This window comes from Colwellia sp. Arc7-D (genome assembly GCF_003061515.1).
Lineage (GTDB): Bacteria > Pseudomonadota > Gammaproteobacteria > Enterobacterales > Alteromonadaceae > Cognaticolwellia.
On the sequence record NZ_CP028924.1, the window covers coordinates 2,943,950 to 2,969,161 of the forward strand.

The 25,212-nt window shown below is 36.7% G+C and carries 24 protein-coding genes; 6 read left to right on the top strand and 18 right to left on the bottom strand.

The features are described 5' to 3' along the window. Nucleotides 1-45: 45 nt before the first annotated feature. The gene (locus tag DBO93_RS12765; RefSeq protein WP_162533787.1) at nt 46-1,200 is read right to left on the bottom strand and encodes a hypothetical protein; all 1,155 of its coding nucleotides are present in this window, start codon (nt 1,198-1,200) and stop codon (nt 46-48) included. 329 nt (nt 1,201-1,529) lie between these two features. On the opposite strand from DBO93_RS12765, the gene DBO93_RS12770 reads away from it, so the two are divergent. Then, a complete protein-coding gene (locus DBO93_RS12770; RefSeq protein ID WP_108456687.1) occupies nt 1,530-3,677 on the top strand; it encodes a M3 family metallopeptidase in 2,148 nt (715 codons plus the stop codon). A gap of 81 nt (nt 3,678-3,758) precedes the next feature. On the opposite strand, the gene DBO93_RS12775 is transcribed toward DBO93_RS12770, so the two are convergent. The 6 genes from DBO93_RS12775 to DBO93_RS12800 form a co-directional block, all read right to left on the bottom strand. Continuing rightward, a complete protein-coding gene (locus tag DBO93_RS12775) occupies nt 3,759-4,196 on the bottom strand; it encodes a DUF3010 family protein (RefSeq protein ID WP_108456688.1) in 438 nt (145 codons plus the stop codon). A gap of 100 nt (nt 4,197-4,296) precedes the next feature. Next, nucleotides 4,297-5,067 (bottom strand): tRNA-uridine aminocarboxypropyltransferase, encoded by a 771-nt coding sequence (locus DBO93_RS12780; RefSeq protein ID WP_108456689.1) that lies wholly within the window; start codon nt 5,065-5,067, stop codon nt 4,297-4,299. A 181-nt stretch (nt 5,068-5,248) separates the two neighbouring features. Next, entirely contained in the window at nt 5,249-6,052 is an 804-nt protein-coding gene (locus DBO93_RS12785; protein WP_108456690.1) for a DUF2884 family protein, read from the bottom strand. Nucleotides 6,053-6,260: 208 nt separating this feature from the next. Beyond that, nucleotides 6,261-7,433, bottom strand: a complete 1,173-nt coding sequence (gene zapE, locus DBO93_RS12790; RefSeq protein ID WP_108456691.1) for a cell division protein ZapE — start codon at nt 7,431-7,433, stop codon at nt 6,261-6,263. A 101-nt stretch (nt 7,434-7,534) separates the two neighbouring features. Next, a complete protein-coding gene (locus DBO93_RS12795) occupies nt 7,535-7,744 on the bottom strand; it encodes a cold-shock protein (protein WP_077287100.1) in 210 nt (69 codons plus the stop codon). A gap of 255 nt (nt 7,745-7,999) precedes the next feature. Next, entirely contained in the window at nt 8,000-8,515 is a 516-nt protein-coding gene (locus tag DBO93_RS12800; protein WP_108456692.1) for an RNA methyltransferase, read from the bottom strand. A 258-nt stretch (nt 8,516-8,773) separates the two neighbouring features. On the opposite strand from DBO93_RS12800, the gene DBO93_RS12805 reads away from it, so the two are divergent. From DBO93_RS12805 to DBO93_RS12815, 3 genes are all read left to right on the top strand, one after another. Further along, the gene (locus DBO93_RS12805; protein ID WP_108457838.1) at nt 8,774-9,319 is read left to right on the top strand and encodes a hypothetical protein; all 546 of its coding nucleotides are present in this window, start codon (nt 8,774-8,776) and stop codon (nt 9,317-9,319) included. A 202-nt stretch (nt 9,320-9,521) separates the two neighbouring features. After that, on the top strand, nt 9,522-10,199 hold the full coding sequence (gene lepB / locus DBO93_RS12810) for a signal peptidase I (RefSeq protein WP_108456693.1): 678 nt from the start codon (nt 9,522-9,524) through the stop codon (nt 10,197-10,199). 213 nt (nt 10,200-10,412) lie between these two features. Continuing rightward, a complete protein-coding gene (locus DBO93_RS12815) occupies nt 10,413-11,198 on the top strand; it encodes a peptidylprolyl isomerase (RefSeq protein ID WP_108456694.1) in 786 nt (261 codons plus the stop codon). Between the two features lie 144 nt (nt 11,199-11,342). Here the strand turns inward: DBO93_RS12815 and nudC are convergent, their stop codons facing one another. The 3 genes from nudC to raiA form a co-directional block, all read right to left on the bottom strand. After that, complete coding sequence (nudC, locus tag DBO93_RS12820; RefSeq protein ID WP_108456695.1) at nt 11,343-12,353, bottom strand: NAD(+) diphosphatase; 1,011 nt, start codon at nt 12,351-12,353, stop codon at nt 11,343-11,345. A 116-nt stretch (nt 12,354-12,469) separates the two neighbouring features. Next, nucleotides 12,470-12,883: an alternative ribosome rescue aminoacyl-tRNA hydrolase ArfB gene (arfB, locus tag DBO93_RS12825; RefSeq protein ID WP_108456696.1), complete on the bottom strand. Its 414-nt coding sequence runs from the start codon at nt 12,881-12,883 to the stop codon at nt 12,470-12,472. A gap of 154 nt (nt 12,884-13,037) precedes the next feature. Next, on the bottom strand, nt 13,038-13,394 hold the full coding sequence (gene raiA / locus DBO93_RS12830) for a ribosome-associated translation inhibitor RaiA (protein ID WP_108456697.1): 357 nt from the start codon (nt 13,392-13,394) through the stop codon (nt 13,038-13,040). Nucleotides 13,395-13,826: 432 nt separating this feature from the next. Between raiA and DBO93_RS12835 the strand changes: the two genes are divergently transcribed. Beyond that, nucleotides 13,827-14,930, top strand: coding sequence for a 1-acyl-sn-glycerol-3-phosphate acyltransferase (locus tag DBO93_RS12835; RefSeq protein WP_108456698.1), 1,104 nt, complete (start codon nt 13,827-13,829; stop codon nt 14,928-14,930). 132 nt (nt 14,931-15,062) lie between these two features. On the opposite strand, the gene DBO93_RS12840 is transcribed toward DBO93_RS12835, so the two are convergent. The 8 genes from DBO93_RS12840 to DBO93_RS12875 form a co-directional block, all read right to left on the bottom strand. Next, a complete protein-coding gene (locus DBO93_RS12840; RefSeq protein ID WP_204100623.1) occupies nt 15,063-16,571 on the bottom strand; it encodes a hypothetical protein in 1,509 nt (502 codons plus the stop codon). An 81-nt stretch (nt 16,572-16,652) separates the two neighbouring features. Continuing rightward, on the bottom strand, nt 16,653-16,970 hold the full coding sequence (locus DBO93_RS12845; protein ID WP_108456699.1) for an AzlD domain-containing protein: 318 nt from the start codon (nt 16,968-16,970) through the stop codon (nt 16,653-16,655). Further along, nucleotides 16,967-17,752: an AzlC family ABC transporter permease gene (locus tag DBO93_RS12850; protein ID WP_239058984.1), complete on the bottom strand. Its 786-nt coding sequence runs from the start codon at nt 17,750-17,752 to the stop codon at nt 16,967-16,969. Before DBO93_RS12850 ends, DBO93_RS12845 begins: the two co-directional genes overlap by 4 nt. A gap of 151 nt (nt 17,753-17,903) precedes the next feature. Further along, a complete protein-coding gene (gene kdsB / locus DBO93_RS12855; protein ID WP_108456700.1) occupies nt 17,904-18,674 on the bottom strand; it encodes a 3-deoxy-manno-octulosonate cytidylyltransferase in 771 nt (256 codons plus the stop codon). A gap of 56 nt (nt 18,675-18,730) precedes the next feature. Further along, on the bottom strand, nt 18,731-18,913 hold the full coding sequence (locus tag DBO93_RS12860; protein ID WP_108456701.1) for a Trm112 family protein: 183 nt from the start codon (nt 18,911-18,913) through the stop codon (nt 18,731-18,733). Nucleotides 18,914-19,046: 133 nt separating this feature from the next. Then, complete coding sequence (gene lpxK, locus DBO93_RS12865) at nt 19,047-20,099, bottom strand: tetraacyldisaccharide 4'-kinase (protein ID WP_108456702.1); 1,053 nt, start codon at nt 20,097-20,099, stop codon at nt 19,047-19,049. Nucleotides 20,100-20,137: 38 nt separating this feature from the next. Beyond that, nucleotides 20,138-21,901, bottom strand: coding sequence for a lipid A export permease/ATP-binding protein MsbA (gene msbA / locus DBO93_RS12870; protein WP_108456703.1), 1,764 nt, complete (start codon nt 21,899-21,901; stop codon nt 20,138-20,140). A 166-nt stretch (nt 21,902-22,067) separates the two neighbouring features. Further along, nucleotides 22,068-24,560: a DNA internalization-related competence protein ComEC/Rec2 gene (locus DBO93_RS12875; RefSeq protein ID WP_108456704.1), complete on the bottom strand. Its 2,493-nt coding sequence runs from the start codon at nt 24,558-24,560 to the stop codon at nt 22,068-22,070. 19 nt (nt 24,561-24,579) lie between these two features. Here DBO93_RS12875 and DBO93_RS12880 point away from each other — a divergent pair, with 19 nt between their 5' ends. Beyond that, nucleotides 24,580-25,095 carry a DUF2062 domain-containing protein gene (locus tag DBO93_RS12880; protein WP_108456705.1) on the top strand — a complete coding sequence of 172 codons (516 nt, stop codon included), beginning with the start codon at nt 24,580-24,582 and terminating at the stop codon, nt 25,093-25,095. Nucleotides 25,096-25,212 lie beyond the last annotated feature (117 nt).

The window sequence follows — 25,212 nt, forward strand, 5'->3', positions numbered from 1 at the left end:
GAAAACGCAATAAGGGAGGTTGTATGTCTGCCCCCTTATTGCAAGCTAAATAGCGACAGTGAGCTGATATAATTGCTTTTTATATTTTCGTTTTTGTTTCGGCTCATGTAACCAAGGTAATGATGCTTCTAAGGTTGAAATTGCATATTGCACCTTACCTTGTACTAGATAAACTTCGTGCAGTTCAAAATACGCTTGTTTGACATAAGGCGCTAGCTTAATCACTTTGCGGTAATATCGTTCTGCATCGCTATAGTCTTTGTTATAATTTGCAAACTGAGCTTTTTCTAACCAGTGATATGGATTAGGATCGTAAATATTTTCTATTTGAGATTTAACCTCTTTAGCGTCTTTTGACCTACCCTGCTGTTTCAATAAAGTAACATAATTATCTAACACACTAATATTGACATCATCACTTGCCATCGCGGCTAAATACAAACGTTCTGCACTTTCAATATCACCTTTTTTCTTATGTAACAAAGCAAGTAAATTTATTGATGAGACATTACTCTCATCCAACATGTAAGCATGCTCGGCATAAATAAATGCGTTATCGAAGTCTTTTTGAATATAAAATTCAGCCCCTTTATTTATGTAATACATGGCTAAAAACTCATTTGAATTAACAGTTTTTGAACGAATATTACTTTCTTGTGGAAAATAGTCGATCACAATAGCAGGACGGTAAATGTAATAGTAATCTTCTTCTGCGATAAAGCTAGGATCGTATAGTAAAGATTGGACATGGCTTGAAGACAAAAGCACATTACCATGCTTTTCATAAATGGGTAGTGAGTTCATTTTTCGATAGTCTATTTCAACACCAGCCAATCTAGAAAATGCAGTGGTTAATATTGCTAGGCTCATACAGTTACCGCTATTTTTAGCCATAGCTTCACTGGCAGTATAAGTTTGCCCATAATAGGTAAATTGAGATAATTTATTTTCTAAGAATAGCCTTACACTTTCATGTGGCAAATAACCTTGAGCAATTTTTTGTTGATGAAACTTTAAAAAGGTTTGTTGCTGACGTTCAGTAAGTGCATATAAGCTATCTTCAGAGAGTGCTAAGTTATTCAGTGAGAATAGATCACTATTTAAGCTAACCCTTGCTTGTTTTACTTTATTATCCTTAACACTCGAGCAACCTAAGGATAGTACGATAGCAAAAGTTAAAAACCATTTTATATAATTCATTTTCAAATCCTTATGCACAAATATAGCGTTTGATATGATTATTCCACTCAATATACGAAAGTCATCGTAATTAATATTACAAATTAAACTACATTTTGTCGAGTGATTTTTAACCGCTGAAATATACAATGAATTAAATGTCATTTAAAAACGGTTTTATATTATATATGACAGAGTTTTAACGCCCATACCGAGCCACTCATCGAATTTTTAAGTCATGCTCTTGTACATAACACTTGTGCAACATAGAATCAGTGCAACTTCTTGGTGAGTTATCACCTTGAATTAACCTTATCAGCCCTTGGGCATAAACTAATAAAGGTCATTTAATGAAAATTCGTTATCTAGCGCCATTGGCAATTGCTATCGCTTTAGCCGGTTGCCAACAAAACATAGATACTTCTAACGTTGTTGAAGTAGAACAAGTAGACATAACTGCAAGCAATCCATTTTTTTCTGAATATGATACACCTCATGGTATTCCTCCATTTGATAAAATCAAAAAAAGTCACTACTTACCTGCTTTTTATCATGGCATTGCACAAAATAAACTAGAAGTAGATGCAATAACAAGAGTGAAATCACGCCCTACTTTTGAAAATACTATTGTAGCAATGGAAAAGTCAGGTGATTTTTTAAATAAAGTCAGTAACACTTTTTATGGCCTAATAGGCTCAATGTCAGACGATGAAATGCGCGCTATTGCAAAAGAGATATCACCAAAGCTTTCTGCTTTAGGTGATGACATTGCACTTAACGACGCACTATTCATGCGCGTAAAAGACGTTTATAACAATCAAGATAAATTCAATTTACGTACAGAACAAAAGCTTTTATTAGAAAAAACCTATAAAAGCTTCGTTAGAGGTGGTGCCAACCTAAACGATGCTGACAAGCTCACACTGCGTGATTTAAATGAAAAGCTTAGTGGTTTAAGTTTAAAGTTTGGAGAGAACTTGCTTGCGGAAACTAACGGCTTTGAAATGGTCATTGACAACAAAGCTGATTTAGCAGGTTTACCTGATGATATTATTGCGGCGGCAAGTGAAACAGCAACAACTCGCGGACATGAAGGTAAATGGGTATTCACCACGCATCGCCCAAGTAAAAATCCATTTTTAACCTACTCAAGCAACCGTAAACTGCGTGAAACCATCTATAAAGGTTATACCATGCGTGGTAATAACGACAATGCCAATAACAACCAAGCTATTGCCAGCGAGATGGCGAGCCTTCGTTTTCAAAAAGCACAGTTGTTAGGCTATAAAACTCACGCACACTTTGTGCTTGAAAATGCCACGGCAAAAACACCAGAAAATGTTTTCGAATTATTGAATAAAGTATGGCCTGCTGCTCTTGAGCGTGCAAAAGAAGAAACGGCTGATATTCAAAAAATGATTGATGCACAAGGTGGCAACTTCAAAGTAGCTGCATGGGATTGGTGGTATTACTCTGAAAAAATTCGTAAAGAACGCTTTGATATTGACGCGTCAGAAACCAAACCTTATTTTTCACTAGAAGCGACTCTACAAGGTGTTTTCTTTACCGCAGAAAAACTTTGGGGTGTTACTTTTAAAGAGCGCGACGACTTACCTAAATATCATCCAGAAGTTCGTACATTTGAAGTGTACGATCGTGACGAAAGTTACATTGGTGTATTTATGACAGATCACTACGTTCGTGAAAGCAAACGTGGCGGTGCCTGGATGAGCAGCTTCCGTAAGCAATATCGTATGAACGGTGAAGATGTTACGCCTATTATTTATAATGTCTTAAACTATCCTCGTCCTGTTGGCGACAAACCTACGTTACTAACCTTTGATCAAGCATCAACCTTATTCCATGAATTTGGTCATGCGATTCAAGGTTTATTATCAGATGGCTATTATCGCTCACAAACCGGTACTGCATTGCCTAGAGACTATGTTGAATACCCTTCTCAAGTCATGGAAAACTGGATGACTGAGCCTGAAGTATTAGCAAACTTTGCTAAACACTATCAAACAGGTGAAGTTATTCCTCAAGCATTGGTTGAAAAAATTCAAGCTTCTGGCAAGTTCAATCAAGGTTTTGGCACCACTGAGTACTTATCAGCTGCATTACTTGATATGAGCTGGCACTCATTAGAAACAGCTGAGCTACAAGATGCTAATGCTTTTGAGCAAAAGGTATTAAAAGAAATTGGCCTGATTGAACAAATCGCGCCTAGATATAAAACAGGTTATTACTCTCACATATTTTCTGGTGGTTATTCAGCTGGATATTACGGTTATATTTGGTCAAACATCTATGATGCTGATACTTGGTTAGCCTTTAAAGAAAATGGCATATTCGATCAAAAAACTGCTGAGTTATACCGTAAACATGTATTGGAAAGTGGTGGAACTGACGATCCAACTATTATGTATCGTCGATTCAGAGGCCAAGATCCAAAAGTAGAGCCTTTACTAGAACGTCGAGGTTTAACAAGTAAATAAGATAAAATTTAACTGTTAACTAAACGAAAAAAGGGTCGCTAAATAGCGACCCTTTTTATTAACTGTTTATAACATTTGTATTTATTGTAAATACATACTGCCTTCAAAAAAAGCAAATACTGTTTCAAACGCACTTTCTTGATATTGCTTTAAACCTGTATCACGAAAGTCGATATCTACTTGGCTGCGTGTTAATGCTTTTTTGATAAAAGTACCCGCCAATATTTCTACAGGTAAATCTTTTATCAATTGAATGGCTGCTTCTAATTTAAAGCCAACTGGACCACCCGAAAACTTGCCTTTTAAAGCTCGGCCTCTAATAACCACTTTATCAACTTTATAATCTTCCATCAGTTTGGCAAAAGCAAACTGAAAGTATTGTACTTGCTCTGCATCACCAGCATCAACAAGACTAATTTTTTGTACGCGCGTTTTTGGTATGTCGTACAACCCACTTTCCCGCGACATGATACAAATAATTGCATCGTTACCTTTTAATTCAACACCACATATTTTCATAAATTAACCTCGTTTCAATAATGTGCATTATTATAAAATAGTTTTGCTTTAGCTGCAGTGTTTTCATGCATTTAAAATTAAGCTTTTAGAATAAACTGCTTTAGTTCGTTATATCTTTAGCCAAAGTGATGCCATTAAGTTTGGCAAACGCTGTGTAATCTGCCACAGCATTTGGATTAGCTTTATTTATTTGGCAAACACCGCGTTGATATTGATAACTAAAAACATCAAACCAAAGATCGAGTAAATCAGCATTAGTTTGCTCTCCTGCTAGAGATAAAACCTGTGCAGCGACTTCAGCTGTCGCTAATTCTGTATTATTAGCCGCCAAACGAATTTGATAACGTGAGCTAAGCTCTGTCGAGTCCTCCGGCGTTTTTGGAGTAAATGACACTACAGGCAAGTTTTGTAAATAAGGACTGCGGCGAAACATTTTTTTAGCTTCTCGCCAACTACCATCCAGCATAATAAATAACGGTCGTTTTCCTGATGTGACTGTAATTTCATTATCGAAAATTTCACGTTCTTCACCCGCATAAGCTTTTGGAAAAACGACCATAGGTTGCCACATAGGATCATTTAATAAACTAATAATATCGGGGTTTACTTGGGTTCTTGACCAAAGAAAGGCAAAGCTGTCTGGTATCAAATCTGCGATTAACTTTCCGGTATTACTCGGTTTTAATACTTCAGTATCGTACATCAACATCAAAAATCCGGCTTGTGAGCTAACCTTTGGTGCTAAAGCGCAAATACAAAAAGGCTTTGCTAAACGGCACAGTTCACAGCGAATAACGCGCTGACCTCTCGACTTATAGGTAGTTGTGCTTAAGCTTTTACGATATTGGTGGAGTTGCTGTACAGCGTGCATAAAATATATATCAGGGCTATTGAGGGCGCTACTTTAACGTGCACCTACTTTATTGGCAATAAAAAAGCGTAACCTAAACCCGGTTACGCTTTAACTGTTTTGTATCCATCTAATATTTATGCGGTATCTATCTTTAACACAATGTAAAACTAAAAATGGTTAAGTAATGATAAACAATAGTTTAGATCTCATTATGGCTTGTTTTTATACTCGCGGTAATAAAATCATAATCAGCAATTTCATTAATACTATTTCTTAATTGCTCTTCCATTTCATCAATCACAATGATCGACTGACATAGCGCTTCACCTCGTTTTTCTATGCTCTCACTTCGAGTTTCCATTTCGTTGCCAATGAGTTCACCAAAATTATCCATTTTAGTTTCAAAGGCGTCCATATCTCCACCTGAAAACAGTATTTCTTGGCCCACTGCAATCATTAAAGTCCCTAAAGAGTTTTTGATCGTACTTTCTACCGCAGATTCAATTCTTTGCTCAAAATCATCACCAAAAAAATCTTTCCCTGAAAAGCCCTCTTCATCAATATAGAAACTATTTTGGTTATTAAATTCAGCGTTAACTTCGCCACGAATACTGATTAATTGTGTAGTGAGATCAGAACTGACGTTATTGCCTTCGCCTAATAATTCGTTAAAAGCGAGATTAACGCCGTCAATGGCTAAATCTATAGCGTCTAAGGCGATGCTTTTGACTTCAGGTACAACATCACGAATATGGCTTGAATAGTCACGTAGCAATGATTTTTGATGAGATGTTAACGTAACTTCCTTACCTTTGATCAGCAATGTATCATTGTTTGCAATGGTATAAAGTGACGATTTATTTTTAGAAAATACGATTTCTGTATCACTGATATTAATGCCACCATTTAAGTCAACATTACATGCTTCACTCGAAAAAGAATTATCGTGCGCATAAGTTAAAGTACTTGCCATCATTAGTGCTGTTGCAATCAATGTTTTCATCTTAATCTTCCTTTATAATTAAACGTTTCAATAGCGGCTTGAATGAAATAAAAACCGCCAGTTAACCAGTTTATTTACAAGTCTGATGCCAAGATTAAAATACCTTTAATATCAACAAGTAAGAAAAACATATTAATTTAAAGATAAATAGATTAAACGATAACTTGGCGAGATTATTAACTTTATGGTTAATTTAACAACTAACATTTTAGGAGTAAGAGGTGGTATTTATATAACTTAATCGTTGCATTTCAAAAAGGCGTGAGCGACAGCGGGCGAATTCAAAATTAAGTTGTGTACCTTGATAAAGTTCAGCAATATCAACATCTGCAGTAACAATTAAGCGAACACCTCGGTCATAAAATTCATCGACAAGCGCGATAAAACGACGAGCCTCATCATCCAAGCCTCTTAATTGCCCCATTACTACACCACTTCGTTGATAACCATCTTCAACACCAGAAAATACAGCAGGGATTAATTCGCCACTAAATTGTGGCACATTACTGATAAGTACATTGGTAAAACGATCTGCTAGCTTGATATAGTCTCTTTGGCTTCGAGGGCTTGAACACAGCGCCATGAAATCAAACCAAATAGTATTATCACTGCTCGCCCTAAAGGCTATAGCCCTATTATTAATAAAAATATTATCATTATAACGAACGTTACCTACGACTAACGCTTTAAAATGATTTGTTAAAAAGTGACTTTCAGTGTCACCCCCTATATTAAAATCTCGATATATAAAGTTATTGATATCTGTTTTTAATAATCGATGATCATCAGGTCCGTCGATTGATATAACCTGACAGTAGTGATTAATAATATCAATTGTCGGCAAAAAACGTTCACGTTGTAAGCCATTTTTATAGAGCTGCTCTGGTGGACAGTTTGACGTTACCACTAAAGTAATACCGTTTGATAACATGGCACTAAGTAAACCCGCTAATAACATAGCATCACCAATATCATTGACAAAAAATTCATCAAAGCAGAGTACATCAACCTCAGTAGTCCAAATATTTGCAATAACTGCCAATGGATTATCTTTACCACTATGTTCGCTTAAAAGCTGATGAACACTTTCCATAAAATGATGGAAATGAATACGCCTTTTACGAGTTATGCTAAGTTGCTGATAAAATAAATCCATTAACATGGTTTTTCCGCGACCTACACGACCATGAAAGTAGATGCCTTGAATAGGTTCACACTTGGTAAATAAATTTTTTACTGTGGTAATTACTGATATTTTTTTTGGTGGGTGTGTTAATTTTTTTGAAAGGTTATCTAAAGCAACGGCTGCTTTATACTGCTCGGTATCGGGTGTAAGCTTTTTGTGTTTTATTAGTTGCTGGTATTGCTCAAGCACTGACATAGTTTTATTTATTTACAGACACAAAAAAGGGCAGACTAATGTCTCCCCTCTTTTTAACACTGTTAATATTTTAGCTAGTATAACCAGCTAAGAAATATTAATTAAAGTGCTACGATGTTCTCAGCTTGAGGACCTTTTTGACCTTGAGTAACAGTAAACTGTACTTTTTGGCCTTCAGCAAGAGTTTTAAAACCGTCGCCAGAGATTGCAGAGAAATGTGCGAAAACGTCTGGACCAGACTCTTGCTCGATGAAACCAAAGCCTTTAGACTCGTTAAACCATTTTACTGTACCAGTAGTTGTATTAGACATTTTATTATCCTATTTATTCGTAATTGATGCCTCAAAAATAAGGCGATGTTGCAGAGAGTGTTGCTATTACTTATTAAACAGGACGAGCTACTTACTAATATAACTGCGAAACTTTGTACATAAATATAGGTCTTACTTTCTAGCTGGACGTATTGTATCTAGTTTCTAGCAATAGTCAACCTGTTTAGAATAAAAGTATCAAATACTGATAAATAATATTTTAAATAGATGATTAAATCTTCTAGCTACAACTTACTAGGTTTTCACGAAAACCGTATTATTAGTGTCTCGACTGCGTTTAATTAGATCGTCATTAGCCACTAAATGCTTCGACTTTGCTAAACGGTCATAAAGTAAAACATTAACGCTCGCGGCTAAGTTCATACAGCCTATTGTTGGCACATACACTACAGCGTCAGCAACGTTAATAACCTCCTGAGCTATGGTGCCATCTTCAGGGCCAAAAATGTAGAGTGCCTTTTCTGGGTGTTCAAACTCAGGTAACGGTATCGCTCCTTCCACTAAATCGACACAAACAATGCGTAAATCGGAAGGTATATCATGAATTAATGAATCAACAGCATTTAATGGAATATTTTTTAATGCATCTTTTGTATCGGTATGAAATTTTGCTGCGCGGGCATATCTAACACCGGTGTAACGCACTTCATCTGCTTGATAGCATCCAGCAGCACGCATTACCGCACCAACATTGGTCGGGCTTTTCGGGTCAGTTAAACCAATAACAACCTGTTCAGTCTTTAATTTCATCTATCCTTCACTTTATATTTTGCAGCATAATTTTTCGCAATTTTGCGCTGACGACGTTAATACTACAAGGGAATTTTTAAAAATTTGAAGTCAACATTATAGCTGCTAAAATTTTTCAACTATCTATATAAGTTATCTGATAGCATTTGGTAAGCAAGTTTTAAAGATTAATCAATTTAGGTTTATAAAATGAAAACTAAAACAAACATATTAGCACTCATATTTTCCACTAGTATCATCTCCTTTGTTAATGTTGCTATGGCAACTGAAGCACCGTTAGTCTCGATAGAAACCCATGATAGTTTTTTTAATAGTATTAAGGCTCACTGTGATAAAGCCTATCAAGGCCAAGTAACTATTGATAACGCGAGCGGTGATAGTTTTGCTAACAAAGATTTAATCATGCACGTTCGAAAATGCTCAGAAGATAAACTCGAAATACCTTTTCATGTTGGTGACGATGCCTCGCGAACTTGGATTATCACCAAAACAGGTTCAGGTTTATCATTAAAGCATGATCATCGTCATCGTGATGGTAGTCATGATGAAAGTACTATGTATGGCGGTCACACAACAGATGCAGGCTGGGATCAAGCACAATCATTTCCCGCTGATGAATACTCAAAACAATTATTTGTTAGTACCGGGATTCCGCAATCAGCAGGCAATACTTGGCAGATGTATATCTACCCTGATAAATTTACTTATAGACTGATTCGACAAGGGCGAGAGTTTCGCGTTGACTTTGATCTAACCGCACCTGTAACACCACCACCTGCGCCTTGGGGATACAGTGACGAATAGTGTTAATAAATAAACCCTAACTTAAAGCAGGCAATTACACTTTGCAGACTGACATAATTAATTACATTTAACAGTCCTAGCACGGCCTCATTTTAGGAACTTTAAAATAACGACTCGGTCAAAAGCCAAGTCGTTATTTTTTTATTATTAAGAAAATATTAATAATATTTATTAATTTCACCTATCACTTCAGAGGCTTGTTATGAAAAAAAACATAAAAAAAAGTATATATCGAGTATTTAAAGAGAACACATCATTAATACTATTTGTAAGCTTAATGCTAGTATTTCGCAGTGCAGTAGCCGACTGGAATGACGTTCCAACAGGCTCAATGAAACCAACCATTGTTGAAGGCGACCGTATTTTAGTTAATAAAATGGCTTATGATTTAAGATTACCATTTAGCCAACATTCACTGTTCAAACTTGCTGACCCCATAGCTAATGATATTATTATTTTCGAATCAAAAGTGGCAGATAAGCGCCTTGTTAAACGTGTTATTGGTGTTCCTGGCGATACAGTATCAATGCATAAAAACCAATTATTTATTAACCAACACTCGGCGAATTACAAACTTAAGTCTGAACATTCTGGCTTTGCCATAAGCCAAGAAAGTATTGCCGGTAATAATCATTTAATAAGAACTCAGGTAAAGCTGGGGCAAGGTAACAGTAATAAACTTGCGAGCTTTAAACCACTAACGATTCCAGATGGTTATTATCTAGTGATGGGTGATAATCGAGACAACAGCGCTGATTCACGTGTAATAGGTCTAGTACCAAGAGACGAGATTATAGGTAGATCAAATACGGTCGTTTTTTCATTAAATTATGATAATTACTTCCTACCTCGCTCAAGTAGATTTTTTAAATCGATTTAATTCAACGCTATTTAGTACTTCAATGAAGGGCTCCTCTTAAGTATGATTTCGCTATAATAAACTTCACATATTATAGCGAAACTCCCACACATCAACTTGTTTCAGCAATAGAGTGACGAACAATAAAAGTTAACATATATAAGCTTGTTGTTTTCTTTAAAGCCCATTACTATTCATTAACTTCTGACCTGACAAACAATAAGTAATTACTTTATGAACCTCTCAACATTTTCAAAAACATCAATAGCAGCACTTATTTTTTCTAGCGCCTCAAGCTTTGCTACCGTTGTTGAATTTACAACATCACAAGGTAACTTCAAGGTTAATCTTCATGATGAAACAACACCTGAAACGGTTGCCAATTTTTTAAAATATATTAATGACGGAGACTACAACAACACTGTTGTTCATCGTTTAGTACCTGAGTTTGTAATGCAAGCCGGTGGTTTTGAGTTTACTGGCGATTTTCCGCTTAACCCTATAGCAACAAACAGTGCCGTGATAAACGAGCCTGTCTACTCTAATGTTCGTGGCACTATCGCTATGGCTAAAGTTGCTAACGACGAAAATAGCGCAACAAGTCAGTGGTTTGTTAACTTATCTGATAATAGCGGTGGCGCGGCATCATTAGATACGCAAAATGGTGGTTTTACTGTTTTCGGTGAAATTATTGAAGGTATGGATAATATCGATAATATGGCTGACTTATTTCTTTGCAGTGATATTCCTATGCCTGATTATAATGCTGCACAGTGTTCTGATAGTAGTTTTGTTCCAGGTGTTGAAAACTTTGTAACTATCGAAACAGTAACTATATTCGATGCTACCGTTAATACCGCCGACAGCCTAGCCGCTGTAGAGAACACTTCATTAACTCCACCAACCACCACTCCACCAGTAGTAACTGAACCAACAAATTCAAGCAGTGGCGGTGGTTCATTTGCTTGGTTTAGTTTACTGTTTGCCAGTTTACTAACATTAAGAAGACGTTTTAAATAGCGGATTTAATGACAGGTCTTAAAAGTTAAAGCTTATCTTTATATTTTATTATCTATAGTAAAATATCGATAGTAAAATATTGATAATAAAATATCGAAAAATTTAGGGTTAGTAGTAATGTAAACACGCTACTAGCCCTATTCTTTATTTACCGATTACATCAGCAGTAACACTCAATTGCTTCTCACACCATAAATCAATTAATAATCGCGATATAGACTCTTTCCTTGGTAGCTTAGGTGCATCACCTTCATCTCCCCACTCATTAAAGTCTAATAACTGTTGAGCAGTAAACCAACTTGCACTGCGCAACTCTTCTTCCTCTAGACATAAATCCATTCCCTGTGCTTGAGCAAAAAATCCTATCATTAAAGAGTTGGGAAATGGCCAAGGTTGTGAATCAATAAAGCTAACAGAAGCAACATCAACACCCGCCTCTTCGTAAACTTCTCTTATAACGGCTTCTTGCAAAGACTCACCTGGATCTACAAAGCCAGCAAGTGTTGAAAAAACTTTATCTGGAATTCTGTGATGTTCAGCTAATAAACAAACGGCAGGGCCAGATTTAGGTTGATATTCAACAAGCATAATAACCACAGGGTCAGTGCGCGGAAAATGTTCTTTTTGACAACTATCGTTTGTACAAACCATTCGATGACCACCATCCATAGCCTTCGTTTTGCCACCACAAGAGCCACAAAAATTCGCACTTCTCTGCCAATGTATTAGCGCTTTTGCATAACTTAATATAGCGCCTTGTTGCTGATTTAGTAATGACAACGAATTCCTAAAATCAATGAATTTCATGTTAATTAAATCTAGTTTTTCCAACCACTTCTTTAAATCAACATCATGCATTGATGACAGGTCACAAACGAATATAGCTACATTGTTATCAGTACCTAAAAAAGTTAGCGCGTTTTCCGTTATTATTTTATTGAATTCTGAAGTATTTAACACATTCAATAGTTTATCAATCGAACCTTCTCTGTTAAATACAAAAATTTTCTCATCAAGATACAGATATTTTCCACGCCAATAAAAATAGAAACGGCTGTCATTGGCGTTTAACTTTTCATCTAACCATTGTTGATTTTTTCTTAACGTTGATGCGCGGTCAAGTGGCATCTGACAAAACGTTAATTCAGTTCCCATATTACTTTCCTAATTTTTATTATTTAATTACAGGATATTTCATATAAAGGTGATTAAAGCTTGCCAGCAAGGCTTAATTTTATAAAAAGTGTGTTGATATAAGTTAATAAAAACACTTAGTGATCAATTTTTGCACGCAATAGTTTATTCGAACTAGCCTTCTTTTTAGAGTCTAAACGTCTGAGGTTAGAGCCTTTAGTTGGCTTGGTAGGCCGCCTAGCTTTTTTCACTATCATGGCCGTGCTAATTAATTCTTTTAACCGCTTTAATGCATCGTCTTTATTCATCGATTGCGTTCTAAAAGACTGTGCTTTAATGATGATAATGCCGTCACTCGATACGCGACTGTCTGAAAGTTTTAACAATCTAGCTTTGTAAATGGCAGGGAGTGAAGAACGCTTAATATCAAAACGTAAATGGATTGCTGTTTCAACCTTATTGACTCTTTGACCACCGTTGCCAGTAGCTCTTATCCCGGTAAGTTCAATTTCCCAATCAGCAATAGTGACATTGTTGGAAATTTCTAGCATATAACCCCTAAAATTCTATTTTGATAGTGCACATATTAAAGGTATTTTATGATGATGCCAAACTCAATAGCCGCTTAGTCCGGTAATCATTAAATTTGTAAGCATAAAAAAAGGAGGCGGGTGCCTCCTAAAATAAATTAACGTTCTTTATTGGTTAATTTAGACTCATTTCTTGAACTTTTTCATGAGCAATTTCTGGTGCTGTGCTTACGGGCTTACTATGTAGGTTAGCTTTTAACAAACCTTTACGGTGTTTTAATGCGGCATCTAATTTTTTCGCTGCTGCCGCAATAGCTGGATACATAACACTATCGCTTGATGAAGCGGAAATTCGACCACCTTCATAGGTTGTTCGCAGTTCTACATTATGTTGGTTATGTTCGTGCGATAAAATTACATCGAGTGAAATTAAGGTTGGGAAGTGTGTCTCTATTTTTGAAAACTTTTCATTGATATGTTCTTTAATTGAATCTGAAACGTCAACATGGTGACCCGAAAGATTTATTTTCATATTTGTTCCTTTTTATTATCTACTCATTAATAATACTTGGGTCAAAATGTTAAAAACGCAAGTTAATTACCGTTTATTTTCTAATTAATTTTAATAAACGTTAGAATGCCGAGAGCAAGTTATCTTTAGTCTCATATATACGGTTTAAGTTTCAATTAAATCTAATAGCATCACTATTTGCCTATCTTCGCCTATCGCAGGGGGAGTTATTTGAATAAAAACCTAATTATTGTAATAACACTCCACTGACTGATTTAATAAAATCTGTATATTATTTGATTGGAAAAAGCCGAATACTTATTGTCTTTTTTGTATATGAAATAAATAAAGATAAATACTAAACGATCAAACAAAAAGCACATATTTCAATATGATTCGGTTATAATCATTACTCATATAATATTTGTTTTCGACCTTAAAAGAGATTTTTGAATGTTTGATGATATTCGCCCTTATCGTGATGATGAGGTAGTTGACGTAATCGAAAAATTAATTAACGAAAAAGGCTTACAAGCTTCAATTGCTAGTTTAAAAATGCCCCGCTTATATCAAGCTTGTCCCTCATTTGCTCGCACAATAGTAAAGTGGTCGTTAAAAATTCGCGCGCAAAAATTTCACAATATAGATCAAATTCAAATCGAAGTGGCGAAGTATTTACATCATTTGATCAAGAAAAGTACCGCTGGTTTTAGTTATAGCGGCATGGATAACTTTGACAACACCAAACCTGCGCTATTTATTAGTAATCATCGCGATATTGTTTTAGATGTTGCATTGGTGAATTTAGCTCTCTATAAAAGTGGTATCAGTACCGTTGAAGCTGCAGTTGGTGATAATTTATTAGATCAGCCCTGGGTTGCTGATTTAATGCGTATTAATAAAAGCTTTATCGTTAAACGTAGTGCAGAAAATAAACGTGCCATGCTCAATGCATCAAAACAGTTGTCTGCGTATATTCATGATACGGTTGCTAATCGTCAGCAAAACATTTGGATTGCTCAACGTGAAGGCCGTGCCAAAGACGGTATAGATAAAACAAATTCAGCTTTAATCTCTATGTTATTGCTAAATAAAGACAAACAAACACCAATCGCCGATTATCTATCTGAAATTAACATAGTCCCTGTATCCATCTCTTATGAGTTTGATCCCTGTGATACCGACAAAGCTATTGAACTTGCAGAAAAAGAAGCAACAGGCTGTTATAAAAAGCAGGAAGGTGAAGACTTAAAAAGCATTACACAAGGCTTAACCGGACAAAAAGGTAGAGTTCACATTGAGTTTTGTCAACCTATTCAAGGCGAGTATGCTGATAGTAAAGCCATAGCTGCTGCTATTGATAAAGCTATTATTAGTCACTATAAATTGTACGACACTAACCTAGTGGCACACGCAAAACTTAATCATCTAGAAACCAATAATACCGTCTTAGCCCTCCTGAATAAGCGCATGGAAAACCTTACGTTAGAGCAACAGCAATGGTTATTAACTATGTATGCTAACCCGGTGGCAGCAAAGCAGCACTTACAACCATAAACACAATTACTGCTTAACTCACTGCTCAAAGCGCGTTAATTTTACCGACAAAAAAGCCGTATTAATAAAATACGGCTTTTGCTTTTATGAATCACACGCTATAACCATCACAAGAGTTAAGTAAACTTGTATTTACTTTTCTTGGTAAAACGCTGACATAGCTTTATATAGTGAATATAAGTCAACTTTTGATCCAACCGCATAAGGCGAGTGAATTGATAAAATAGGAATACCAAAATCAATCACTTCCATATTATCGTTAGATAAATCACTGCCAATCGTACCGCCAGAAGCCTTACCTTTGTAAGTCGATGTTTGCCATTTAATATCAGCATTATCTAAATAGTTTCGTGTCCATGCCATATATTCAGAATTAGCATTAAATCCGCCACCATAAAGCTTTAAGTTAACGCCATTCCCCAACCTTGGGGCATTACCTAGCTCCCATACACTTGACCATGTTGGGTTAACACCAGGGTTGACGTCAGCAGAAATAACTTTGGTATTACGTAACACTTTACGCAATTGGTAATCGTTATAGCTATCACCTTTTTGGTTATGCAATAAGCTACTCATTAAGTCGACTAAATAAGTTGAACTTGCCCCAGTGTTGTTAATGTTACCAACTTCTTCATTATCAACTAAATAAGCAATCGACGTATACTCAGGAATTTTTTGCTCTGTTATTGCTTTAACTGCAGCGATTGATGACGCTTTATCATCTTGGCCGTAGGCAGCAATCATACTGCGATCAAAACCAACATCACGTGGTTTAGTCGCAGGAACTAAAGCCAACTCGGCAGAAACTAAATCTTCCACTGAAATATTGTATTCTGATTTTAAATAGTCACTAACCTGATCTTTGATTTTTTTATCTAGCTCGGGTTTAGCAGCCACAATAATATCAAGTTCTTCTTTGCCAATAACATCACGACTGGTGCGTTTACGGTTAGGTGAGTCAACATGCGGTGCCAGATCAGTCACTAAAAAGATAGGATCATTTTCATCAAAACCAACTGAGATATTGACCGTTGTACCATCTTTTTTATCCACTCTACCGACTAAAGCTAATGGAATATTAACCCATTGATAGGTTTTAATACCGCCATGAATATAAGTTTGAAACATGGCAAATTTTTCTTTTTCAAATAGTGGTCGCCCTTTAAGTTCCAGACGTGGCGCATCAATATGCGCGCCCACAATACGTGTGCCTTGTTCTAATGGCTTATTGCCAATGACCATCAATGTAATAGTACGGTCACGGTTAACATCGTAAAAACGTGCACCTGGCTTTAATTTACTTTTCTCAGTAAATTTTTTAAAACCTTGTTTTTTAACTCGTTTAACAGTCTCTGTAACAAAGGTTAGTTCTGTTGGTGCTTTATAAATATAGTCTTTATATTCGGTTGCATAGCGTTCTACCGCTTTTAGCTCTTTAGCACTCAAGTTTAACCAACTAGATGGCGACTCTGTCTTAGTTGTAGTGTCTGCTGCATGAACAACACTAGGTTGTGAAAGTGTCAGCGCACTGACAATGGCGATAGCTGTTAATGATTTGGTTAAATTCATAGCAATATTGATAGTAATACTCTCAGATAAAAGACGTGTACTATCATAAAATTTATCAATATCAACTGACAAGCTTTAATCGATAACCTGTGCTTTTTTAGCTTTAAATACCCTTAATATTAAGTCAACTGACTCAATGAACTTACCAAGAAGCTACAGGTTTAACATATACCGACTTAGAACAAAGGTTATTAACCCAATAAACATGGTGAGATAAATACTTTTAGTTTTGGCTGCGGTGCCAACGGCGAAGGTAGCCGCAATGAGATACGGATTCTGTAGCGAAACACTTAACTCGCCCTGCTGAATAAAAATAATAGGCACCCAAATAGCGGTTAATACCGCTGGGGCACTAAAACTTAACAACTTCGCCATTTTTGCTCCTAAGCGTACTGGCAAGCGAGGATGAATAAAGAGATAGCGCGTAGTAAACGTGATCACTGCCATCAAAAGAATAGTTATTAATGTCATACACTATCCTTAGCAGACGGCTTTATATTGTCTTGATTGTCGTCATTGTCTTGAACCTTAGTCATATCTGCGCTTTTACGCTTCTGCAGAAATCGGTCGGTAATATAACCGCAATACATGGCAATTAATGCCGCGGCCACTAAATCTAATTCAAACTGCATTAACTTAAACACCACAGATAAAAATGCAGCTACAATCACACTAACCAAAATAGGTAGATTGATAATCGTAGGAATAACTAGCGCAATAAAAGTTACAGCTATGGCGAAGTCTAGACCTAAGTTGGTTAAATCAGGTAAATAACTACCTGCAATAACGCCTGTTATATTCCATAACAACCAAAACACATAGAAGCTACCTCCAGCAACTACGGCATAAATCAACCTCAACTGGCCAACAAAAGATTTACTATGACTCGACAAAGCAAATAATTCATCGGTTAATAAAAACCCCAACCCGTAACGCCATTTGGTGGGTAAAATGTGTAATTTATCTCTTAATGCTAAACCATATAAAAAATGTCGTGAGCTAATAATAAAAGTGGTAAACAAAATAGTCGCTAAGGAAGCATTGTTTGCGATTAACTCAATCGCCACTAATTGCGCAGAGCCAGCAAAAACGATCAATGGCATCAAGATAGCTTCGAGGGCTGAAAAATCACGTTGAATAGCCAAAGAGCCGCAAAGAATTCCCCACGGTAAAACAGCTAAGTTGAGGGGTAACATATCTAAAAAGCCTTTTCTCGCCATTAACCAGCGTGCTTTTTTTTTGCTCAGTGCCATTTGGTTTAAACCTTGAAATGTAGCTTACTAATCTAAAAATTCTAAACTTACGTTTAAATGTTTAATTTCGCATTACTCGTGCTAAACAAAACAAAGTGAGCGATAAAAAAAGAGGCTTATTAGCCTCTTTCAGCATACTTTCTAGTGCTTTCTAGTGCTTTAAACCTATGGCATACGCCCGTGCTTTTTCAAGGTCTTCTGGGGTATCAACGCCTTCAACCTCTAAACGAGTGTTTGCAACGGCAACGTGAATTTTTTCACCTTGCCAAAGTACCCGAAGTTGCTCTAAAGATTCAACTTGCTCTAATTGGCTTGCAGGCCATTGCACATAATCTTTAATAAAACCGGCACGATAAGCATAAATACCAATATGACGTAAGTAATAGTCGCCAATAGCATCAATGTTTTCATTATTTAAAAAACGTTCGCGATCATAAGGGATAGTCGCTCGACTAAAATACAAAGCATAACCATTTTTATCGCATAATACTTTAACCGCATTAGGGTTTAATGCTTCTTCGACATTATCAATTTTCATTGCTAATGTTGCCATACGCGCTTGGTGTTGACTTGATAAGTTACTAGCCACTTGAGCAATGTTTTCAACTGGAATAAACGGCTCGTCACCTTGCACATTCACAATAACTTGCTGGTCAGAAAACTGATAGGTTTGCATTACTTCTGCAAGACGCTCGGTTCCCGACTGATGGTCAGCACGCGTTTTACATACTTCGCCACCAAAGCTTTTAACGACACGAGCAACCTCATCGTTATCTGTTGCTACAATAACTTGCTCAGCGCCACTGGCTAACGCTTTTTCAACAACCCATTGGATCATTGGCTTACCCGCAATATCAGCGAGTACTTTACCCGGTAAACGTGATGACTCAAATCTTGCAGGGATGACTACCACAAACGACATAAAAACCTCATTAGCTTTATTTTTATAAAAATGATGTTACTAATTTTAGTTAAAATCTATGCATCATCAGCATTAATGCGACGAGCTTCACTTTCCAGTAACACTGGAATATCTTTTTCGATTGCATAAGCTAAACGGTCAAATTTACAAATTAACGTTTGTTGTTCTTTATTGTAATCTAACTTTCCTTTACATACTGGGCACGCAAGGATTTCCATTAATTTAGTATCAAATGCCATTATTCTCTCTCTTAAGTGTCATATTGCTTGATAATTTTTTATCAAACGTAAAATTTAGTGAATACTTACCATCAGGGCTAAAATTCAAATCTATAGCTTTTTAAACAGTTTTATTCTGGTAACTTAAATTACATTATTTTTTAACAAGGGCTGCAATTGTATTGACAACCTTCGTTATTAAATTGCTATCCAAATTATTTGAAAAATCAGCATCAACGGGTAAGTACCAATAATTATCTTGAGCAAACCCGGCACATTTTACTGCATCTTTTTCAGTCATCAATAACGGTATATCAGCGGGAAATTGCTGTAAATCTTGTGCTGAAAAATCTTGATGATCAACAAAGCCTTTAACTAACGCCAACGCAAACCCAAGATGTTCAAGGCTATTAAAAAAACGCTGAGGATCTCCGATACCTGCTATTGCATTAATGTGCTTATCGTTTGCCAAATGTGAAGTTAAAAAGCAATCTAGTGCTAATACAGCACCAGTTTTGACATTAACAACCTGTTTAGCCTTTAACTGCATCGTTAATACCGGTATTGATAAAGAGTTATCCTTGCTCGGCCATGAACTTTCGCCATTAACAATGACACAGTTTGCATTTTTTATTCTATTGACTGTTTCTCGTAATGGCCCTGCAGGTAATAATAATCCATTACCAAATAAACGTTTACCATCCACGACAACAAACTCAAAATCTCGAGCTAACCGATAGTGCTGTAAACCATCATCAGCAATAATTAATTCACAACCTAACTCAATTAAACGCTGACATGCTTGAACTCTATCAGCGCCAATGACCACAGGAATACCACTACGTTTAAATATTAATAGCGGCTCATCACCTGCTTGCTCTGCATTACTTTTAATATCAACTTGGTAAGGATAATGTGGCGCTTTTGAGCCATAACCACGGCTTACTACTCCAACCTTTACGCCTTTTTCGCTCAGCTTTTCAACTAAATATAAAGTAGCAGGTGTTTTACCATTACCACCAATACCAATATTACCAACGACAACAATCGGCACCGACAAGTTAACCCGCTTTATTAACCCGACTTGATAAGCGAGTCGACGCAAAAAACTTATGACTGTAAATATGATAGTTAATGGAAACAACAAAGGCACCAATAACCATTTTGCCGAATGGCCCTGAAACCATACCTTTTCGATTAAACGCATAATTTTTGGCCGCTGTTATTCAAGTAATACATTGCTTACTAAGCACCAAATTGAAATTTATGTAACTGGGCATAAGCACCATCTAGCGCTAATAATGTTTTGTGATCACCCTGCTCTTTAATTTGACCTTGCTCCATCACAATAATTTTATCGGCACTTTCTATAGTCGATAAACGATGGGCAATAACAATACAGGTGCGATTTTGTTGCAATATACTCAAAGCATCTTGAATATGACGCTCAGATTCAGTATCTAACGCGCTAGTTGCTTCATCTAAAATTAAAAATGGCGCATCACACAGCAATGCTCGCGCTATAGCCACACGTTGACGCTGTCCACCTGAAAGCATAGCGCCATTATCACCAATATTTGTATCAAGCCCTTCAGGTAAAGCATCAACAAACTCCATGACATGAGCCTTACGCGCGGCATCTTCAATTTCTTCGCGGGTTGCTTGGGGTTTTCCGTAAGCGATATTGTTGGCAATAGAATCATTAAAAAGTACAACTTGTTGAGAAACATAAGCAAACTGCTTACGTAAATCTTTCAGCTTGTAATCTTTAATATCTTGGCCATCAATTAATACTTTGCCTGATGTTGCATTATAAAATCGTAACAATAATGAACTTGCCGTTGATTTACCGCTACCAGAACGCCCAACTAAAGCGACGGTTTCACCCACATTTGCCGTAAAGCTTAAATCGGTAAGTGCTTGTTTTTCTTTTTCAGCGTTATAAAAGAAATTTACGTGTTCAAACGCTAGAGTGCCTTTTGCTCGCTCTAGAGAAATAGTGCCCGTGTCATGTTCTGTTTTTTGATCAAGCACGCCAAAAATGCTCACACAAGCCGCCATCCCTTTTTGAAATTCACTATTCACTGTAGTCAAAAGTTTTAAAGGACGAAGTAGCGTTACCATACACATCAGTACCGTCATAAAAACACCGGCCGAGATATTGGCGCGCATTGAATCTAAATTGGCAACATACAAAACAAACGCTAAAGCAAACGAGGCAATAATTTGTATAATAGGTACGCTAGCCGCCTGAGTTGCTACCATTTTCATCCGCTGTTGACGATTATGTTTATTAATTTTAGAGAAACGATCGAACTCTCGTTGTTGGCCATCAAAGGTTAGAACCACTTTATGGCCATTAAAAGTTTGCTCAGCCGCTGTTGTTACTTCACCCATGGCATTTTGAATGCCTTTGCTTATTTTACGAAAGCGACCTGAAACCACGGTTACTATGCCAGCAATAACTGGCGTAATAAGTAAGAATATCGACGCTAACTGCCAACTGTTATAAAACATAACAATCAGTAAACCTATTACAAAAGCACCTTGCTGAACCAAGGTTAATAAGGCTTTAGAAACAGCACTAAGGACTTGTTCGGTATCAAAGGTTAATTTTGAAATCAAGCTCCCCGTTGATTCTTTATCATGATAAGCAACCGGCATAGACATTACATGTTCAAATAATTCCTGACGAATATTAGCGACAACATTGTTACCCAACCAAGCTAAGGTATAGTTACCCGCAAAGTGACAAATACCACGTAAAATAAACATCACTACGATGACATAAGGCGCCCACTTCATAAACTCAGTATCTTGACCGTCTAAGCCCTTATCAATTAAAGGCTGCAATTGTGAGAACACGAAACTGTCGATAGCGGCATAACCTAGCATACCTAGAATGGATACAACCGCAGCCGCTTTATAAGCTTTGGCATAGCCCAATAGGCGCTTGAAGTTTTTTCGCGTAGTATCTTCAGTAGTTTCTTGTGGTGGTTTTGTCGACATTCATGCTCTCAATGCGTTATCAAAAATCTGATCCCTAAGGGATTACTTTAATTAGAAATATTAACTTATCTGCGTATTTTAGCGCTATTTTGCCAATCAACCAACCGATAAACTTTTATAGGGAATAAAAATCGAATATTTACGGTATAAAATACTTATTTACGGGTTAGTTTACAAACCAATATGGACGCATATCCTGACGATAATTGCTTACCTCGATATGTTTTTCAACGGCCTTTGTAGCTTGCTTTTGAGTATGTTTTGGACTGAATTTAAATGTCACCATGCCCAACTCAGCCGTATTAAAGGTGGTGATATTAAAAGCGTTATAACGCGCCGATATTTTATCTGTTGGCATATGCCAACGATTTAAATAACCAGCACTGAATACAGCATAATGTGGCGAAACAGCCGTTAAAAACTGGCGACTAGACGATGATTTAGAACCATGGTGTGGCACAATTAGTAAATCACTGTTCAGCTTATTACGGATACTCGCAACCCTTAATAACCGCCGCTCTTGTTTTACCGAAATGTCGCCTGGTAATAAAACACGATGAATACCATCACTTATAATAACCACACATGAATCATCATTTTTATCTCCATGGGCTTGCATGGGCGATAGCACTTCAAACTCTAATCCTTGCCAGCTAAAATTTTGGCCTGATAAACATCCACTGTCGGGATTGAGTTTACTGTCATTTGCAATAACACGCTCAATGGGGATTTTAGCTCTTAAATGACGTAAACCACCGGCATGATCATTATCATTATGGCTAATAATAACGCCGTCAATGGATTGATAACCCTGATGTGCTAAATAGGGCAATATTGCTGCGTCGGCCATATTAAAACCACTGGGATAGCTTGCACCCGTATCGTAGATAAAAACATGATTATTTTTTTCAATAACAATGGCGAGACCATGACCTACGTCTAGCACCGAAACCTGCCATGATTTATCTTCTCGAACACTCAAAAAATCAATATAAATTGCGAGCATCAACAAACTTAATCCTGCAATAAATTTGCCTTTACTGAGTCGAAAAAATAGCGTTAGGGCGATGAAAGCGAAAAGTATCATCATAAATTGAATTTGCTGATACGAAATAGCGACCATTGCCCACTTAGCATTAGCTAAATAACTCAACCACTGCCAAACAAACGACAAACATAATAACGCGACATCAGCAAAAAAATGCGATAAGACATCACTAAATGGCGAGGCAACAACCGCCAGAAGCGTTAAAGGTATAACACTAACACTCATCAAAGGGACAGCAATAATATTAGCAAAAAAAGCGGCAAGTGGCAGTTGATAACTTAACGTGGCGGCAAGTGGCAACATGGCTAGCGTTAACGCAAACTGCAATACAACAAGTGTTTTTATCCAGAGCCACACACGGACCTTTGCGTTGTACCATTGTTTTTTTAGCGGCGTTTCAGAGACCACATCAACCGTTAGTATTGAAGTGTCTTCTGCTGACGGACCACGCATGGAAAAACGTGAAAATGTTGAAAAAATAATAACTAATGCTGAGATTGACAGCCAAAAGCTAGCACTTATTAAACTCAGTGGCCAATTCAATAAAATAATAACAATGGCGAGTAAAAACCAACGCAGCAGAGAAAGCTTTATATTCAAAAATTTAACTGACCAAAATAATAACAACATCACTAATGCACGCAGGGTGGGAATAGAAAACCCCGCTAAATAAGCGTAATACCAGGCCATAAAACAACTACAAAACACGGCAACATAACTTAAATTCAATTGCATTAAGTTCAATTGCCAAGATTTTGGTAAAAGTAAATTCAACGGTAAAAGCCGAATAACTGCACGGATAAAAATCAAACTTGCTATGGCGACTATGCCAATATGTAAGCCAGAAATGGCAATAAGATGTTGAGTAGCCGTTGCAGATAAAACCTGCCAATGTGCAGAGGTTAACTTTCCACGCTCGCCAAAGCCTAAGGCTAAAATGAGTCCACCAAGAGGCTCATCATCGAGTGCGACCTTTAATTTTTGATATAACGTTTGGCGCCAACTTGTTTGCGCATAAAGAAGTATGTTACTTTTTTTCAGCGTTAATGCTATTGGCGATTTTTTATCTGCTTTAACATAACCTGTCGCAATTATTTGCTGTTGCCTAAGCCACACTTGGTAATTAAAGCCGCCAATATTTGCCAAACCATGTGAAGGCTTTATTTTTACGGCTAACTGCCACCTTTGCCCTTGTTGTAAAGGCTTTTCTGCTGATTTCCAAGTTAAGCGAATCAAAAAAGCTTTTTTTAGCGGTTGCCCCTGCCAATGACTAACTCGAAAATTGAAACGACTGCTCCCCGATTTAACATGGACAATATTACTCACTTCGCCTTGGATCAAATGCACTTGCTTATGTAAGGTAGCAAGATCAATATCATTTATACTTAAGGCATGCTTATATTGATATCCAGCCAGTAAGATCCATACTATAGCAGCGACTGAAACAGTGATTATTCTAAATTTAGGTGTAAAGACAAACAGTAATGACAATAGCAAAATGGCGAGTAACAAAGAAAACTCTGGCACTAAGGGTAAGAATAATGACAAAATAGCACTGATAAAAAATGTAAGTAGCCACCATTCCATAGTGATTAATGTCCATTTAGCCATGTAAAGTTAAGTAAATTCTATGCCGAAAAAACTGATTCAACGTTTAATGCCAGATCATCAGAAAATCAAAAATAATAAACATTTGAAAATTTTCGGTGCGTTATTGCATAATGCCAATTTGTGGTACCTAAACCGCCGTTCAGTCAGCAAAGCATTTGCTATAGGGTTATTTTTTGCCTTTATGCCAGTGCCATTTCAAATGGTTTTAGCGGCTGGCTTTGCAATTATAGTACATGCAAATCTACCTTTATCCATTGCCCTTTGTTGGATCACTAACCCATTGACTATGCCTGCAATTTTTTATTTTTGCTATGTCGTCGGTACATGGATCATTGGTGTGCCAACCAGAAAATTTGCTTTCGAGGCGAGTTGGCAATGGTTAGTTGAGAGTATTTCAACTATCGGCCCTGCATTTATTGTCGGTTGTGCTGTACTTGGAATTATATTTTCTATTTTAGGCTATTTATCAATAAATACCATTTGGCGCTATTCAGTGGCAAAAGAATGGAAAAAGCGTCAATTGCGAAGACGTTAAAAACATTTTAGTTTAGATCAAAAACACTTATCTTTATTAACATAAAAAAATCAGACTTTCGTCTGATTTTTTTGTTTTATCTACGTCGCTATTTTTATTTTAACGATGAGCAATTCA

Bases quoted from the DNA above. Each gene is read 5' to 3' on its own strand.
- DBO93_RS12775 (WP_108456688.1), bottom strand. From the start codon at position 4,196: ATGAAAATATGTGGTGTTGAATTAAAAGGTAACGATGCAATTATTTGT.
- DBO93_RS12795 (WP_077287100.1), bottom strand. From the start codon at position 7,744: ATGTCTAATACAACTACTGGTACAGTAAAATGGTTTAACGAGTCTAAA.
- DBO93_RS12785 (WP_108456690.1), bottom strand. From the start codon at position 6,052: ATGAAAACATTGATTGCAACAGCACTAATGATGGCAAGTACTTTAACT.
- DBO93_RS12770 (WP_108456687.1), top strand. From the start codon at position 1,530: ATGAAAATTCGTTATCTAGCGCCATTGGCAATTGCTATCGCTTTAGCC.
- DBO93_RS12835 (WP_108456698.1), top strand. From the start codon at position 13,827: ATGTTTGATGATATTCGCCCTTATCGTGATGATGAGGTAGTTGACGTA.
- DBO93_RS12875 (WP_108456704.1), bottom strand. From the start codon at position 24,560: ATGGCTAAATGGACATTAATCACTATGGAATGGTGGCTACTTACATTT.
- DBO93_RS12845 (WP_108456699.1), bottom strand. From the start codon at position 16,970: ATGACATTAATAACTATTCTTTTGATGGCAGTGATCACGTTTACTACG.
- lpxK (WP_108456702.1), bottom strand. From the start codon at position 20,099: ATGCGTTTAATCGAAAAGGTATGGTTTCAGGGCCATTCGGCAAAATGG.
- nudC (WP_108456695.1), bottom strand. From the start codon at position 12,353: ATGGGAACTGAATTAACGTTTTGTCAGATGCCACTTGACCGCGCATCA.
- zapE (WP_108456691.1), bottom strand. From the start codon at position 7,433: ATGTCAGTGCTTGAGCAATACCAGCAACTAATAAAACACAAAAAGCTT.
- raiA (WP_108456697.1), bottom strand. From the start codon at position 13,394: ATGAAAATAAATCTTTCGGGTCACCATGTTGACGTTTCAGATTCAATT.
- kdsB (WP_108456700.1), bottom strand. From the start codon at position 18,674: ATGTCGTTTGTGGTAGTCATCCCTGCAAGATTTGAGTCATCACGTTTA.
- DBO93_RS12780 (WP_108456689.1), bottom strand. From the start codon at position 5,067: ATGCACGCTGTACAGCAACTCCACCAATATCGTAAAAGCTTAAGCACA.
- DBO93_RS12800 (WP_108456692.1), bottom strand. From the start codon at position 8,515: ATGAAATTAAAGACTGAACAGGTTGTTATTGGTTTAACTGACCCGAAA.
- DBO93_RS12815 (WP_108456694.1), top strand. From the start codon at position 10,413: ATGAACCTCTCAACATTTTCAAAAACATCAATAGCAGCACTTATTTTT.
- DBO93_RS12805 (WP_108457838.1), top strand. From the start codon at position 8,774: ATGGCAACTGAAGCACCGTTAGTCTCGATAGAAACCCATGATAGTTTT.
- lepB (WP_108456693.1), top strand. From the start codon at position 9,522: ATGAAAAAAAACATAAAAAAAAGTATATATCGAGTATTTAAAGAGAAC.
- DBO93_RS12860 (WP_108456701.1), bottom strand. From the start codon at position 18,913: ATGGCATTTGATACTAAATTAATGGAAATCCTTGCGTGCCCAGTATGT.
- DBO93_RS12765 (WP_162533787.1), bottom strand. From the start codon at position 1,200: ATGAATTATATAAAATGGTTTTTAACTTTTGCTATCGTACTATCCTTA.
- DBO93_RS12880 (WP_108456705.1), top strand. From the start codon at position 24,580: ATGCCGAAAAAACTGATTCAACGTTTAATGCCAGATCATCAGAAAATC.
- DBO93_RS12850 (WP_239058984.1), bottom strand. From the start codon at position 17,752: ATGGCACTGAGCAAAAAAAAAGCACGCTGGTTAATGGCGAGAAAAGGC.
- arfB (WP_108456696.1), bottom strand. From the start codon at position 12,883: ATGCTAGAAATTTCCAACAATGTCACTATTGCTGATTGGGAAATTGAA.
- msbA (WP_108456703.1), bottom strand. From the start codon at position 21,901: ATGTCGACAAAACCACCACAAGAAACTACTGAAGATACTACGCGAAAA.